The 12,895-nt window shown below is 60.3% G+C and carries 17 protein-coding genes; 7 read left to right on the top strand and 10 right to left on the bottom strand.

The annotated features are described in order from the left end of the window. Positions 1-113: 113 nt before the first annotated feature. From ACO07T_RS10970 to ACO07T_RS10960, 3 genes are all read right to left on the bottom strand, one after another. Complete coding sequence (locus ACO07T_RS10970; RefSeq protein WP_422049448.1) at positions 114-935, bottom strand: prephenate dehydrogenase/arogenate dehydrogenase family protein; 822 nt, start codon at positions 933-935, stop codon at positions 114-116. 194 nt (positions 936-1,129) lie between these two features. Then, positions 1,130-2,347 carry a multidrug effflux MFS transporter gene (locus ACO07T_RS10965; RefSeq protein ID WP_422049447.1) on the bottom strand — a complete coding sequence of 406 codons (1,218 nt, stop codon included), beginning with the start codon at positions 2,345-2,347 and terminating at the stop codon, positions 1,130-1,132. A 5-nt stretch (positions 2,348-2,352) separates the two neighbouring features. Continuing rightward, positions 2,353-4,287 carry an AsmA family protein gene (locus ACO07T_RS10960; RefSeq protein WP_422049446.1) on the bottom strand — a complete coding sequence of 645 codons (1,935 nt, stop codon included), beginning with the start codon at positions 4,285-4,287 and terminating at the stop codon, positions 2,353-2,355. A gap of 238 nt (positions 4,288-4,525) precedes the next feature. Between ACO07T_RS10960 and rimO the strand changes: the two genes are divergently transcribed. Continuing rightward, positions 4,526-5,914: a 30S ribosomal protein S12 methylthiotransferase RimO gene (gene rimO / locus ACO07T_RS10955; protein ID WP_209060948.1), complete on the top strand. Its 1,389-nt coding sequence runs from the start codon at positions 4,526-4,528 to the stop codon at positions 5,912-5,914. Between the two features lie 44 nt (positions 5,915-5,958). Continuing rightward, positions 5,959-6,327 (top strand): thiol-disulfide oxidoreductase DCC family protein, encoded by a 369-nt coding sequence (locus ACO07T_RS10950; protein WP_422049445.1) that lies wholly within the window; start codon positions 5,959-5,961, stop codon positions 6,325-6,327. On the opposite strand, the gene ACO07T_RS10945 is transcribed toward ACO07T_RS10950, so the two are convergent. From ACO07T_RS10945 to ACO07T_RS10930, 4 genes are all read right to left on the bottom strand, one after another. Next, the gene (locus ACO07T_RS10945) at positions 6,324-6,587 is read right to left on the bottom strand and encodes a DUF6455 family protein (protein WP_422049444.1); all 264 of its coding nucleotides are present in this window, start codon (positions 6,585-6,587) and stop codon (positions 6,324-6,326) included. The two genes, ACO07T_RS10950 and ACO07T_RS10945, sit on opposite strands and share 4 nt — an antisense overlap. Next, complete coding sequence (locus tag ACO07T_RS10940; protein WP_422049443.1) at positions 6,587-6,847, bottom strand: DUF6455 family protein; 261 nt, start codon at positions 6,845-6,847, stop codon at positions 6,587-6,589. The genes ACO07T_RS10945 and ACO07T_RS10940 overlap by 1 nt, the downstream gene beginning before the upstream one ends. A gap of 72 nt (positions 6,848-6,919) precedes the next feature. Next, positions 6,920-7,276: a YigZ family protein gene (locus ACO07T_RS10935; RefSeq protein WP_209083800.1), complete on the bottom strand. Its 357-nt coding sequence runs from the start codon at positions 7,274-7,276 to the stop codon at positions 6,920-6,922. 3 nt (positions 7,277-7,279) lie between these two features. Next, positions 7,280-7,981 (bottom strand): M48 family metalloprotease, encoded by a 702-nt coding sequence (locus tag ACO07T_RS10930; RefSeq protein WP_422049442.1) that lies wholly within the window; start codon positions 7,979-7,981, stop codon positions 7,280-7,282. A gap of 172 nt (positions 7,982-8,153) precedes the next feature. Here ACO07T_RS10930 and ACO07T_RS10925 point away from each other — a divergent pair, with 172 nt between their 5' ends. Then, positions 8,154-8,399 carry a hypothetical protein gene (locus tag ACO07T_RS10925; RefSeq protein WP_422049441.1) on the top strand — a complete coding sequence of 82 codons (246 nt, stop codon included), beginning with the start codon at positions 8,154-8,156 and terminating at the stop codon, positions 8,397-8,399. 1 nt (position 8,400) lies between these two features. Here ACO07T_RS10925 and ACO07T_RS10920 read toward each other — a convergent pair whose 3' ends face one another. After that, positions 8,401-8,652 carry a DUF167 domain-containing protein gene (locus ACO07T_RS10920; protein WP_422049440.1) on the bottom strand — a complete coding sequence of 84 codons (252 nt, stop codon included), beginning with the start codon at positions 8,650-8,652 and terminating at the stop codon, positions 8,401-8,403. A 100-nt stretch (positions 8,653-8,752) separates the two neighbouring features. Here ACO07T_RS10920 and ACO07T_RS10915 point away from each other — a divergent pair, with 100 nt between their 5' ends. Genes ACO07T_RS10915 through ACO07T_RS10905 form a run of 3 tightly spaced genes read left to right on the top strand, consistent with a single transcriptional unit; the run spans position 8,753 to position 11,217 of the window. Then, positions 8,753-9,880, top strand: coding sequence for a class II histone deacetylase (locus tag ACO07T_RS10915; RefSeq protein WP_422049439.1), 1,128 nt, complete (start codon positions 8,753-8,755; stop codon positions 9,878-9,880). A 51-nt stretch (positions 9,881-9,931) separates the two neighbouring features. Continuing rightward, complete coding sequence (locus ACO07T_RS10910) at positions 9,932-10,510, top strand: nitroreductase family protein (RefSeq protein WP_422049438.1); 579 nt, start codon at positions 9,932-9,934, stop codon at positions 10,508-10,510. Beyond that, positions 10,495-11,217 carry an EI24 domain-containing protein gene (locus tag ACO07T_RS10905; RefSeq protein WP_422049437.1) on the top strand — a complete coding sequence of 241 codons (723 nt, stop codon included), beginning with the start codon at positions 10,495-10,497 and terminating at the stop codon, positions 11,215-11,217. Before ACO07T_RS10910 ends, ACO07T_RS10905 begins: the two co-directional genes overlap by 16 nt. Here ACO07T_RS10905 and ACO07T_RS10900 read toward each other — a convergent pair. After that, the gene (locus ACO07T_RS10900) at positions 11,162-11,467 is read right to left on the bottom strand and encodes a DUF1467 family protein (RefSeq protein ID WP_422049436.1); all 306 of its coding nucleotides are present in this window, start codon (positions 11,465-11,467) and stop codon (positions 11,162-11,164) included. The genes ACO07T_RS10905 and ACO07T_RS10900 overlap by 56 nt on opposite strands. A gap of 66 nt (positions 11,468-11,533) precedes the next feature. Continuing rightward, positions 11,534-11,938 (bottom strand): methylmalonyl-CoA epimerase, encoded by a 405-nt coding sequence (gene mce, locus ACO07T_RS10895; protein WP_209060970.1) that lies wholly within the window; start codon positions 11,936-11,938, stop codon positions 11,534-11,536. 173 nt (positions 11,939-12,111) lie between these two features. Between mce and ACO07T_RS10890 the strand changes: the two genes are divergently transcribed. Beyond that, on the top strand, positions 12,112-12,840 hold the full coding sequence (locus tag ACO07T_RS10890; protein WP_422049435.1) for a response regulator: 729 nt from the start codon (positions 12,112-12,114) through the stop codon (positions 12,838-12,840). Positions 12,841-12,895: the final 55 nt, after the last annotated feature.

Here is a 12,895-nt window from a genome sequence, read left to right as displayed (position 1 = left end):
TAAAGCCGCCCGGCCTCCGGGCCTATGCATCAAAACGCATCCAAAGAACTTAAATCTCTGGATGCGCGGGCCTTTCTCATCGAGGCTTGCACCATGATTGCTGCAATTGCCCTCTAGGCTGCAGGTGACACGCTCTGTCCCTGAACAAGAAGGGTGGCCTGTTCAAATTGATCGCGCAGCACTTCGGCCTTCTGGAAGAACGCCGCGCGTACCTCCTTGGCATAGGGGTTGGCCACCTCAATCGCGTGCAAAACCGTGGGCGGATCATCCTGCACCATGCCCACAGCTTCCCGCAGCAGATCAAAGCTCGCCGTGGTCAGGCGCTCAGGCAGCGGCCCCAGATCCGTCATCACCTTGCCGATCAGGTGGGTCAGCCCCTGCACCATCGCCAACTCGCGGTCATGATCCTCTGCTGTGGTCACAATCACATTCAAACCCCGTTGGCGCAGAAAAGCGGCTATCCGACGCCAGCGGGTGCCGCGCACCGGACACAGCGCGATCTTGCGTCCTTTCACGCTCTCCTTCGCACTTTGCGGTCCAAACAGCGGATGGGTTCCTAAAATCTCCACATGTGGCGGCAGGTGCGCCTGCATATCCGCCATGGGAGCCACTTTGACGGAGCCCACATCCATCACCACCGTGCCAGGTTTCAGATGCGGGGCCAGCGCCCGGCACACATGCGCCATACGCGCCACAGGCACCGCCAGGATCACCACGTCACACTGAGCCACCTCTGCCAGCCCTTGCAACGCCAGCCGCCGCCCATCCGGCAGCACAGCGCGGCTGTACGCTGGATCACAGATCGTCAGCGCGCATTGCCCAGCCAGCTCACGCGCCACCAACCGGCCAAAGCCGCCAAAGCCCACCAGCCCCACGCGGAGCTGCGCCTGCGCGCCCAGTTCGGCGCCATCTAAAAGTTTGAGTTCATGTCCCATGACCGGACCCCTTGTCTATCGGGCCACGCCTGTCGGGGGTCTCATGTCTTGGAAGGTTTTTTGGCTTCATCCCCGGCAAACGCGGCGGATGATAATGCTAAAGACCCCGCCACTATGTGGTCAGGGGATAATAGATGCCAAAAAAGATGCCTTCAGTGCTCATGCCTGCTTCGTGCCACAGGGAAATTGCCCGGTCAAGCCGCTTCTGAGGTCTCCTCAAGCGGCTCTTTGATATCAAGCCAACGCACGTAAATCGCGCATAGAAGGGAAATCACCACACAGCCGATCATCAGCCCATAGAGCAACAAAACGCCATTCTGCGGCGTCAGCACAGCGCCGGTCACGCTGGTCATGACCGCGCCGATTGCCACGCTCATCGCGCCAGATAGCCCGGAAGCGCTGCCGGCCAGTTTCGGGCGCACCGACATCGCGCCGCTGTTGGTCGATGGCAAAGTTAATCCGTTGCCAATGCCCACAAATATCACCGCGCTGGTGAAGGTCACCGGATGCACAAATCCGGCCAGAACAATCACAAGCCCCAGCAGCAGACCAAACAGACCAACCACCCGACCGGAGAGAATGAGGATCCACAGCGGCAAACGCTGCGCCAGTTTTCCTGACAGGTAGGAGCCAAAAGAAAACCCAATCGCAATCGCGCCAACCGACATTCCAACAGAAGAAGGACTAAGGCCAAACACCTCTGCCCCGACCAAAACGGAGCCGGTGATATGCACGTAAAACGCACCGACAGAAAAGCCGCTGCAGAGGGCATAGCCCCAGAAGCGCCGGGATTTCAGAAGCGCGGGATAGGTGGCAAACTGCTCGCCCATGGTGGCCGCGCGGTCGGTATTGGTCTCGCCCAGATCCCGCCAGCACAGCGCCAACAATCCAAATCCCATCACCAGATAAACCACAAAGCTCGCGCGCCAGCCAAAACTCTCATGCAGCAACCCGCCCACCGTTGGCCCCAACATTGGCGCAATGGCCATGACCATAGAGATATAGCCCAGCTTGCTGGCGGCCTCCTGCGGTCCGTGCATATCGCGCACCACCGCCCGGCTCAGCGCGATGCCAACCACCCCCGCGGTCTGCAACATCCGCCAGAAGAGGAACCCTTCGATGCTTGCCGCCCAAAGGCATCCCGCCGATCCGAAGGTAAAAATCGCCAGCCCCCACAGCATCACCGGCCGGCGCCCATAGCGATCTGACAGCGGCCCGATCACCACCTGCAAAATCACTGTGATGGCCAGAAAGCCCCCGAGCGAGAGGTTGGCAACCGCGTAGTCCACGTCAAACTCCGCGGCAATGGCCGCCATAGAGGGCAGGAACATATTGAGCGACAGCACCGACATGGCTGTCAGCAGCACCAATGTGTTCAGATGTGGCGGGCTCCGCCCCGGATCATCCGTCACGCGCTTCAGTTCCCACCCAGAAGGTTCAGCAGACCTTTCTTGGCTTCATTCTCCAGCTTGTCTTTAATCGCATCCTCGGTGGATTGGCCCTCTTCGGCCTGCAGCCCAAGCTCACCTTGCACAGCCTCTTTCACACTGTCCTCAATGGCATCCAAATCCGCTTGAAACCCGCTTTTGATGGCGGCTTCCAGATCCGGCACGATGCTCGGATTGTGCCAACTGCCACGGATTTTCACCGGCACCATCAGCGCAGGCCCATCTTGGCCGCGCACCTGCGGGGTGAACAGATAATCAATCGTCTGCAGCCCAAGCCCTACCGTGCCTGCCCCTGTCGCCGCCAATCGCGGCAGCCCCATGACCAAGTCCTGATTGCTGAGCACGCCTTCTGAAATCGTCCAGCTCGCCGCCATATTGTCAAACACCGTGGTACCGCCGGTCACATCCCCGCGCAGCAGACGGTCCAGATCAATCCCGTCGATGGTGCCGCGCCCGACAGAGAGGTTGCCCTCCCCGCTCATGGCGTTCATCAGCGCATCCAGAGTGTTGCCAGAGCTCAAAAACGTGCCCCGCGCATCTGCTGATCCGGTGAACCGGTCAATATCCGCAGTGGCGGACAGGAACGGCTTCAGCCCGATCTGCGCCGCCGTCAGATCACCGCGCACCGAAAGACCGTTGCGGTTGTTGGCCACAAAGGTGCCCTGCACCGTTCCACCAAAGGCGGCCATTTCATTGATCGTTGCCACCGCGCGCGCATTTTCGATTTCCACCGTCGCGCGGGTTTTGCCCAGTACGATCCCGCCAAGGTCCATTTCTTCCGCCGCAAAGCTGATTGTGCCATCCACAAAGTTCAGCGCACTTGCATCAATCGGATCCTTTGACCACCCGCCGGTCTCAGCGCCCCCACCAGCAGAGGTTGTCTCTGCCGGTTGCGCGCTGCCGGCCAGTTGCAGCCGCCTTGTGGCCACCTGCGCCGCCACTTTGGGGCGCACGCCGTTCAGGTCCACATCCGCTTGCAGTGTCAGCGCATTGCCCAGCGCCTCAAGGCTCCCGCCGCGCAGGGAAAACAACCGCTCCCGGGTCAGCGTCACATCACCTGAGGCCGCCAACGGCCCGTCAATGCCCCCCGCTCCCAGAGCCGCCAGAAAGGCAGCCCCGTCGCTTGCCTCAACCTCCAGCCGCCCGCTGGCTTCCGGTGCCAGGCCAAACTGGCCTTCAAAGCCCGCGCGCCCACCAGCTGCGTTCAATGCAAGTGAAACACGGGTGTTCGCTCCCCGGAAAAGCCGCAGAGGATCGGTCACCGTCGCCTCAGCAGCAATCTCCTCTCCGAAAGGTGCCGCGCTTACAGAAAACTGAGCCGGAGCAGTCACCTCAGGCCAGCGCAACTCAAGGGCCAGCCCGGCAATATCCTGAACCAACGCGCCATTTTCTACATAGCGCACACGCGCCTCACTCAGAACCAGACGTTCCAGCGTGATCCGGCTGAGCGCGCTTGAAGCCTCAGTAGACGATGCTTCCGCCGCTGGCTCCGTTGGCTCAGCGCTCGCAGCGCCCCTCCCCGCCTCCAACTCCCAGTTTGCGCGCCCGTCTTGCGCCACTTCCAAAATCACATCTGGGGCCACAAGCTCCACGGTCTTGATGCGAATGTCCCCGCCCATTGCGGCCATCACATCCACGCCGATCACTGCGCTTTCCGCTTGAAACATCGGCCCTTGCTCAGACCATGCGGCATTGGCAAATGTCACAGCCTCCGTGCGCACGCCAAGCACCGGAAACCAGCTGATGCCAACCTCGCCCTCAAACGCCAGCTCCCGTCCGGTCTGCGCTTTCACCTGATCTGCCGCCAATTTGGCGATCTTCTCGCCCGGCAACGCCACCACCAGCACCACCGCAGCAACCGCCAACAGGGCCACCGCCGCCAAAATCCCTCGGATCACCTTCATCAGAAGACCTCTCCCTACTGCTCTGCAACCAGCCTAGAGCGCGAAAAACAGGCAAGCAACGGCCCTTCCTGCGCGACAGGCCCAAATTTCTTCAAACCAACGTGCGAAAAGCGCGACACAGATGCCATGCGCGGACGCTTGCAAGCTCCCAATCCCCCAAGCGCGCCTGAGCTTTCTGCCGCTAAGCTGCCCCCGATCTCCCTTTGCCAAACCCGCGGCGCTGCCCTATATGCACGCCATGTCCAGCAATCCGCCCGATCTCCGCCCCGACCTCGCCCGCGCAACCCTCACCGGGGACGCACGTCCCGGCCAGCCCACCATCGGGATGGTGTCGCTTGGCTGCCCCAAAGCGCTGGTGGACAGCGAGCGCATTCTGACGCGCCTGCGGGCCGAAGGCTACGGCATTTCGCCAGACTATTCCGGCGCTGATGCGGTGATCGTGAACACCTGCGGCTTTCTGGACAGCGCCAAGGCCGAGAGCCTTGAGGCGATTGGTGAGGCCATTCAGGAAAACGGCAAGGTCATCGTGACCGGCTGTCTTGGCGCTGAACCGGAGTATATCACCGGCACCCACCCCAAAGTGCTCGCCGTGACCGGTCCCCACCAATATGAACAGGTGCTTGATGCCGTGCATGGTGCGGTGCCACCCAGCCCAGATCCGTTCATCGACCTGTTGCCTGCCAAGAACGTCTCCCTGACGCCGCGCCATTACAGCTACCTCAAGATTTCAGAGGGTTGCAACCACAAGTGCAAGTTCTGCATCATCCCGGACATGCGCGGCAAACTGGCCTCGCGTCCGGTGCACGCAGTGCTGCGCGAAGCGGAAAAACTGGTCGAAAATGGTGTGAACGAGCTCTTGGTGATTTCTCAAGACACCTCCGCCTACGGCCTTGATCGCAAGTATTCGACCCACCCGTGGAAAGACCGCGAGGTGCGCAGCCACATCACCGATCTGGCGCGCGAGTTGGGCCAATTGGACGCTTGGGTGCGCCTGCACTACGTCTACCCCTACCCGCATGTGCGCGAGTTGATCCCGCTGATGGCGGACGGTCTGATCCTGCCCTATCTGGACATCCCGTTCCAACACAGCCACCCGGACACGCTCAAACGCATGGCCCGCCCGGCGCATACCTCCAAAACCCTGACAGAGATCGCCGCGTGGCGTGACATCTGCCCGGACATCACCCTGCGTTCCACCTTCATTGTCGGCTACCCCGGCGAAACCGAAGAAGAATTCCAGCATCTGCTGGACTGGATGGACGAGGCACAGCTCGATCGCGTCGGCTGCTTCCAGTATGAAAATGTCGACGGCGCCCGCTCCAACGATCTGCCTGATCATGTCGCACCGGAGCTGAAGCAAGAACGCTGGGAACGCTTCATGGAGAAGGCCCAGGCGATTTCTGAGGCCAAACTCGCGGCAAAAGTGGGCCAGGTGATGGATGTGATCGTAGATGACATTGACGCAGATGGCATCGCCACCTGCCGCACCAAAGCCGACGCCCCTGAAATCGACGGCAACCTGTTCATTGACGAAGGCACCGAGGGGCTTTCTGTCGGACAGATTGTCACGGTGGAAGTGGATGAAGCTGGGGAATACGACCTCTGGGGTTGCCTGAAGCAAAGCTGACCACCGTGCAGTCCAATCAGGCGCTCCACAAGATCGGAGCGCCCATGAGCGACGAAACACGGGTCCTTTTCAACGCAGACTGCCCGATCTGCAACGCCGAAATCTGCCATTACCGCGCCTACACCAAGGCGCGCGGCCTTAACGTGGTCTATGATGATCTGAACTCCGACGCGCTGTCAGATTGGAAGATCGACCCGGACACCGCCGCACGGCGTCTGCATGTGGTCAAAGACGGCGAGCTATACGTCGGCGTTGCCGCCTTTGTCGCGCTTTGGTCAGAAATGCCGCGCTACCGCTGGATGGCCACAATCGTGCGTCTGCCGGGCATCTGGCAGCTGTCCAACGGGATTTATGAACGTATCCTTGCGCCCTGGCTCTATCGCAAGCATCTCAAGCGCAGCCGGAAGGCTTAATGCGGTGCCAAACGCACCATCAGCGCGGCGTGGCAGCAGAACTCTGGCGGTGTCTTATGCTGCCCTGCTTCCCCCAACCAGGATTGGCACTCGGCCACATGCGCACAGGTTCGGCAGCGCGTGACCATCCCTGTGTACTCCTGCACGCTCAAACGCCCCTCAGCCATCATTTCGCTGAGGGAGACCCCCATCTTGCGGCCCATGCTGCGCGTCAGCCAGAAATGCGTCGCCGGATCGCCCAAAGGCACAACAACGCCCATCAGACCTGCGCCTCCAAGCGCTTTAGCAGCTCGGCATTGCGACAATAGATCGGCGCGCCATCATCTTGAGCCTCAGCCGATTTCATGCGCAGCGCACAGCGCGCGGGTTGCAAGCATCCCGAGCAACGGACCACCGCGTCTGAGATCTCATCACGTCTCAACGCGCCTTTGATCGCGGCCTCCTGCAAATCCACCCCAACGTGGGACGCCATATCGTCAAACAAAGCCGCGTGGCGTTTGATTTTTTCCAGCCGATCCATACGAAAAACTCCTGTTTCGCTTGCAAACAAGCTAACAGGCTTCGCCGTATGGTCCCTTGATGTGCATCAATCTCAGCTTTTTTGCGCATCCAGATAGGCGTTCACGCAATCCTGCACCCGACGAAAGCGATCTCCGCCCAGTTTCACCCCGCCATACCAGCGCGTGACAACCACGATGTGATCCGTGATCCCCTCGCGCTCCAGCATCCGCAAAATCACCAATCCCGCACCGCTTTCGCCGTCATCACCTTTCAGTGGTGTGCCGTCACTCAAAAGCGCCGCCCAGGTGTTGTGGGTGGCTTTGGCGAATTTCTTGTTCCGCTTCAGATCCTTGAGGAACCGATCCGCCGCCGCGCGATCCGTCACCGCGCCGCCGGACACCGCATATTTGCTGCCCCGATCGGTGACCACATTGGTCAGTTGCAACATGGCCTACAGACCTGCCGCCGTGCGCTTCACAATCGCCACACGAGAGGCGTTGGGCGGGTGTGTGCCCAAAAACTGGTTGCCCGGATCCGGTGTGCGCTCAAAAAAGCCCACCCCGATCAGCGGATCATATCCCGCTTTCTTGGTCAAAACGGTGCCGAGGCTGTCCGCTTCCAGCTCATATTCCTTGGAGAACGACCGAGAGCCAACAGAGGCACCGAGGTTTGCAGCCGCGTCCACAGAGCTTGCGCTGCCCCCGGCGAGGCCCACAAGAATGGCGCCCAATGCGGCCCCCGTCAGCGCATCGGCCTGCGACCGGGTCAAATGCCCTGCAATATGGTGTGCCGCCTCATGGCCCATCACAAAGGCGAGCTCATGCTGGTTGCGCGTCTCCGCAATCAGCGGCGCGGTAAAAATGATCAGGGGGCGGCCGTTCTTGTCAACGGTCTGAAAGGCGTTGGCCGGAATATCGGTGCGCGGGTCCACTGAGATTTTGTAGTCGCAATCGGTGCCGCGTGGCGCTCTTGCGCGGCACTCCCGCTCAGCCACAGGCTCCATCTGCGCAATGATCGGCGCAAGCCGCGCCTCGGCCTGAGACACGCTGATTTTCGGGGCCTTGGGCTGCGGCGCGCTGCGCTGTTGCGGCGCTGTTGTGGTTGTGACTTCACAGGCCGTCAACGCCGCCCCTGCCACAGTGGCCAGCAACATCGCACGCCACGGTCTTTGTCCAGATTTCAGCCCCTGCATCCGTCGTCCTTCCCAGCACCCCAATCTTCTAAGGCGCTCACAAATATGTCGTCTTCCCGAATTTACGCCTCCGCTGTGGCCGAGACCAGAGGGAAATGCTTGCACCCGGTCCCCGATGCGCTAGGCTCACAATATGTTCAGCATCGAGCACGAATTTGACTCCACCGTTGTCACGCTTGTCGATGAAGGCGCCGCCCCTCTGGGAGAAGATGTGGTGATCCACATGTTTGAAGAATGCGTCACCATCGAACAATATGATCCGCGCACTGACAGCATTCAAAAAATAACTCTTTCCACAGCACAGGTGCAGGATCTCACCGCCGCGCTGGACTTGCCTGAGGGTGTTTACATGCTCAAGCGAGACCCTGACAAAACGTGAGCTAGTCCAACCGAAAGACCTTTTCGCGTGAGGTCTGCCCGCGCACAAGGGTCAGCCGGGATTTGGCAACACCCATGGCCTTTGCCAGCAATTTGGCAACGGCCGCATTGGCTTTGCCGCCCTCCGGCGCAACCGTGACATAGACCCGCAATATATCGCCATCCTGCACCACCGCGTTGCGCGAGGCCTTCGGTGTGACCCGCACCGCGATTTCCGCGCCCGGCGTGAGGGACATCTCAGGGGCCTTTGCCATTCTCTCGATCTCCAATGCAAAACCCTTTGGGCGAACAATGATTTACATTCCACAAATGCCCCGCATAGGGTAGCCCTCGCAATGAAACGGGGGAAGCTGAATGGCCGCACGCAACAAAACCGGGTTCTTTTTTGATGAAAAGTGCTTCTGGCATGCAGGTGGCAACTACGCGCTGACCCTGCCCGTTGGCGATCTTGTGCAACCGCTTGCTGCAGGTGGGCTTCCTGAAAGCCCTGAGACCAAACGCCGCCTCAAAAACCTCATGGATGTCACAGGCTTAACCGCAGACCTTGAGGTGCGCAGCGCTCCCGCAGCCACCACAGAAATGCTGGCCCGCGTGCATCCCGGCGACTTCCTTGGAAAGTTCAAATCGGTCTCCGATGCGGGCGGTGGTGAAATAGGTTTGCGCACACCTTTCGGCAAAGGCGGCTATGAGATCGCAGCGCTCTCCGCAGGGCTCGCCAGCGAAGCTGTCCGCGCCGTTGCCGCAGGAGAGCTGCAAAACGCCTACGCCCTGTCGCGCCCACCGGGTCACCACTGTTTGCCCGACTGGCCCAATGGCTTCTGCCTGCTCGCCAATATCGCGGTCGCCATCGAAGCCGCACAGGCGCAGGGGCTTGCCCAGCGTGTCGCCGTGCTCGACTGGGATGTGCACCACGGCAATGGCACCGAGGCCATCTATTATGAGCGCAGCGATGTGCTCACCATCTCGCTCCATCAGGAAAAGAACTACCCGCTCGACACCGGCGACGCGACAGATCGCGGCAAAGGTGCGGGTCTTGGCACCAACATCAACGTGCCCTTGCCGCCCGGCGCGGGCCACAACAGCTACCTTCATGCCATGCAGCAGATCGTTATCCCTGCGCTGCACAGCTTTAATCCCGACATCATCATCGTGGCCTGCGGTTTTGACGCCGCCGCCTTTGATCCCCTCTCCCGCATGCTCGCCACCGCGGACACCTTCCGACAGATGACCAAACAGGTCATGGCCGCCGCCGAAACGCTCTGTGAGGGCAAACTCGTGCTGGTACATGAGGGCGGCTATTCTGAGGCCTATGTGCCATTCTGCGGCCATGCGGTGATCGAAGAGCTTGCCGGCTCTGACATCCGCGCCGAAGACCCGATGGCGGCCTCACTAGACATCCGCCAGCCCAACGCCCGGGTTGAGGCCTTCTTTGCCACGCTCATTGATGAGATGGCCGCCACATTCGCAAGCCCGCCCGGTTGAAATCACACCGGGCCACGCCAACATACCTACTCAACTCCCAAGGGAGAGGACATGCCACAACCAAACCAAGCCGCGCTGGATTTCCTGCTCAGCCGCCGCTCACGCCCCGCCAAAACGCTGGTCGGCCCTGCGCCATCACGCGCCGAACTGGAACCCTTGCTGGAGGCCGCTTTGCGCAGCCCGGACCACGGCAAACTTGAGCCTTGGCGGCTCATCGTTTTGGAACGCAAAGCCTTGCAAAAATTGGCGGGTCTCATCCCCGAACGCGGCGCCGCCCTGGGCATCGAACCTGAAAAGATCACCAAGGGTCAGGATCAATTCGCCAAGGCAGATCTCGCAGTCGCGGTGATTGAATCCCCCGTGCTGAGCGAAAAAGTCCCGGCGATTGAGCAATCATACTCCGCCGCCTGCGTGTGTCTGCAACTTCTGAATGCATCCTTGGCTGCCGGATGGGGCGCCAACTGGCTTTCCGGCTGGGCCAGCCATGATCGTGGATTTGTGGAAAAAGGCCTGGGCCTCACACCCCATGAAAAGGTCGCAGGCTTCATCCACATCGGCACCGAAAAAGTCGCGCCCCCGGAGCGCCCCCGCCCCAATATGGAGACAAAGGTCACATGGCTGTTGGATTGATCCTCTCATCCTTTGGCAAAACCCTCGGCCAATTGGGAGACCCGCGTTTTCGCCGGGTGCTCTTCAAAGGTATTGGCCTGACATTTGCCCTGCTCATCGCGGTTTACACGCTGTTCCTGATGTTTTTGAACTGGCTGGGGGCCGCCGCTTGGGTACAGGAACTTCTGGGCAATATTTCTTGGGTCGGCGATCTTTTCACCGCCGCCTCGCTGTTCCTGATGATCTTTCTGTCCGTCTTTCTGATGGTGCCGGTCGCTTCGGCCATCACATCCCTGTTTCTGGATGAGGTGGCGGATGCGGTCGAAGATCGCCACTACCCCCACCTGCCTGACGTGCCTGCGGTGTCCTTTGGCGAAGGCCTGAAGGATTCGGTGAACTTTCTCGGGGTGCTGATTGCGGCGAACCTGCTGGCGCTGATCGTCTATGCGATCTTCACGCCGTTTGCCCTGTTCATCTTCTGGGCTTTGAACGGCTTCCTGCTGGGGCGTGAATATTTTCAGCTCACCGCCATGCGCCGCGTGGGCCGGGCGGAGGCCAAAAAGCTGCGCCGCAAACATGGCGGCGCAATCTGGCTTGCAGGGATCTTGATGGCGATGCCGCTCTCAATCCCGCTGGTGAACCTGCTGATCCCAATCCTAGGGGCCGCGACGTTTACCCATCTGTTCCATCAACTGGAGCCGATACGGGCGCATCCCCCATCCGGTTGAACATGTCGAGATCACGCACGGTGATCATACCGGATGTGATGATCCAGAACGCAATTGCCCAGATCACCGCCGACGCAAGGGTGGTGATCTTTGCTTTGGCCTTCAGATAATGATGCTCCGGTGCTCCTGCGTGGGTGCCGGGCACCACATCGCCCAAATCCCCCTGGGTTTGCAGGCGAATCGGGATCACAATCAGAAAGGTCATAAACCAGATGACCGCGTATAAAACGATGGCTGAGGTGATCCCCATTGTGTGCTCCTCCAAAAAAGTCAGCGGGCAAAACTGCCCGCTTTCCTACCCAAATATGTGGTTTGATCAGACCTGTTCAAGCTCGACAAGGCAGCCGTTGAAGTCCTTTGGGTGCAAAAACAGCACCGGCTTGCCATGCGCCCCGATCTTGGGCTCTCCACTGCCCAGAACCCGCGCGCCTGTCTCTTTCAGATGGTCACGCGCCGCCAGAATATCATCGACCTCATAGCACACATGGTGAATGCCGCCTGACGGGTTCTTTTCAAGGAAGCCATTGATAGGACTGTCTTCTCCCAGCGGGTAAAGCAGTTCGATCTTGGTGTTTGGCAGCTCGATGAACACCACCGTCACCCCGTGATCCGGTTCGTCCTGCGGCGCGCCTACCTTGGCCCCCAGCGCATCACGGTATTGCGCGCTCGCAGCCTCCAAATCGGGCACAGCAATCGCCACGTGGTTCAGTCGTCCAATCATTTTTGTCCTCCATGGATCGCTTTGGTCCCGCTCACCGCTGTTATGGGATTTGCATCGCGCGCGCGCAAGCGGCAGGGCGTCGCGGCGGCGATTAACGCTTCGTTAGTCATGTGCTGGCTAGCCTGAGTCCATGTGAATGTTTCAGTTAGTTTGCTTCGTTGAGGATTTCAGCCATGAATGACCAGTCCCCATTCTCCCCATTGACCTCGCCATCAGCCGCGCGGCCGCTTCTGGGTATGACCGTGCTTGTGGTCGAAGACAGCCGCTTCGCTTCTGATGCCCTGCGGCTCATGTGTGTCCGCTCCGGCGCGCGCATCCGCCGCGCAGACTGCCTGACCTCCGCCCGCCGCCACCTGCAAATCCATCTGCCCACGGTGATCATCGTGGATATGGGCCTGCCAGACGGCTCTGGCGCGGAGCTGATCGAAGAGCTGCACCATGCCTCCCCACGGGTCGAGCTGATCCTGGGGACATCGGGCGATGATTTTGCCGAAGACAGCGCATTGGCTGCAGGCGCAGACGGGTTTATCGCCAAACCTTACGGCAGCCTGTCCTCCTTCCAGCAGGCCATCCTGTCACGACTGACCGAAGGCTACCGCCCCACCATCGCGCGCATCGCCGATAATGAGGCCATCCAGCCCGATCCGGTCGCTTTGCGCGATGATCTGATGCACGCTGCCGACACGCTTCAGGAAACCCCTGAACAGGCTCTTAAAGACGGTGTTGTGGACTATGTGGCGCAATTCTTGGGCGGCATCGCGCGCAGCTCGGAGGATGCATCCCTGCTGAGCGCCGTACAAGCGGTGGAACGTGCCCGCAGGGCAGGTCAGATGCCAACCGCAGATGTGGCCCATCTCACCGGCGTGGTGCAGGACCGGCTGGCGCAAACCGCCACCATCTGATCGCCCGCCACCGCGCTCTAAACCCAATACGCCAGCGGCGCATGAAAGCGTCACT

It is taken from the genome of Shimia sp. (assembly GCF_965227725.1).
Lineage (GTDB): Bacteria > Pseudomonadota > Alphaproteobacteria > Rhodobacterales > Rhodobacteraceae > Shimia.
This window is presented reverse-complemented; position numbering and strand designations above follow the sequence as displayed.

Coding starts and splice junctions, on each gene's coding strand:
- ACO07T_RS10970 (WP_422049448.1), bottom strand. CDS start 935: ATGGGACATGAACTCAAACTTTTAGATGGCGCCGAACTGGGCGCGCAG.
- ACO07T_RS10960 (WP_422049446.1), bottom strand. CDS start 4,287: ATGAAGGTGATCCGAGGGATTTTGGCGGCGGTGGCCCTGTTGGCGGTT.
- rimO (WP_209060948.1), top strand. CDS start 4,526: ATGTCCAGCAATCCGCCCGATCTCCGCCCCGACCTCGCCCGCGCAACC.
- ACO07T_RS10950 (WP_422049445.1), top strand. CDS start 5,959: ATGAGCGACGAAACACGGGTCCTTTTCAACGCAGACTGCCCGATCTGC.
- ACO07T_RS10945 (WP_422049444.1), bottom strand. CDS start 6,587: ATGGGCGTTGTTGTGCCTTTGGGCGATCCGGCGACGCATTTCTGGCTG.
- ACO07T_RS10940 (WP_422049443.1), bottom strand. CDS start 6,847: ATGGATCGGCTGGAAAAAATCAAACGCCACGCGGCTTTGTTTGACGAT.
- ACO07T_RS10935 (WP_209083800.1), bottom strand. CDS start 7,276: ATGTTGCAACTGACCAATGTGGTCACCGATCGGGGCAGCAAATATGCG.
- ACO07T_RS10930 (WP_422049442.1), bottom strand. CDS start 7,981: ATGTTGCTGGCCACTGTGGCAGGGGCGGCGTTGACGGCCTGTGAAGTC.
- ACO07T_RS10925 (WP_422049441.1), top strand. CDS start 8,154: ATGTTCAGCATCGAGCACGAATTTGACTCCACCGTTGTCACGCTTGTC.
- ACO07T_RS10920 (WP_422049440.1), bottom strand. CDS start 8,652: ATGGCAAAGGCCCCTGAGATGTCCCTCACGCCGGGCGCGGAAATCGCG.
- ACO07T_RS10915 (WP_422049439.1), top strand. CDS start 8,753: ATGGCCGCACGCAACAAAACCGGGTTCTTTTTTGATGAAAAGTGCTTC.
- ACO07T_RS10910 (WP_422049438.1), top strand. CDS start 9,932: ATGCCACAACCAAACCAAGCCGCGCTGGATTTCCTGCTCAGCCGCCGC.
- ACO07T_RS10905 (WP_422049437.1), top strand. CDS start 10,495: ATGGCTGTTGGATTGATCCTCTCATCCTTTGGCAAAACCCTCGGCCAA.
- ACO07T_RS10900 (WP_422049436.1), bottom strand. CDS start 11,467: ATGGGGATCACCTCAGCCATCGTTTTATACGCGGTCATCTGGTTTATG.
- mce (WP_209060970.1), bottom strand. CDS start 11,938: ATGATTGGACGACTGAACCACGTGGCGATTGCTGTGCCCGATTTGGAG.
- ACO07T_RS10890 (WP_422049435.1), top strand. CDS start 12,112: ATGAATGACCAGTCCCCATTCTCCCCATTGACCTCGCCATCAGCCGCG.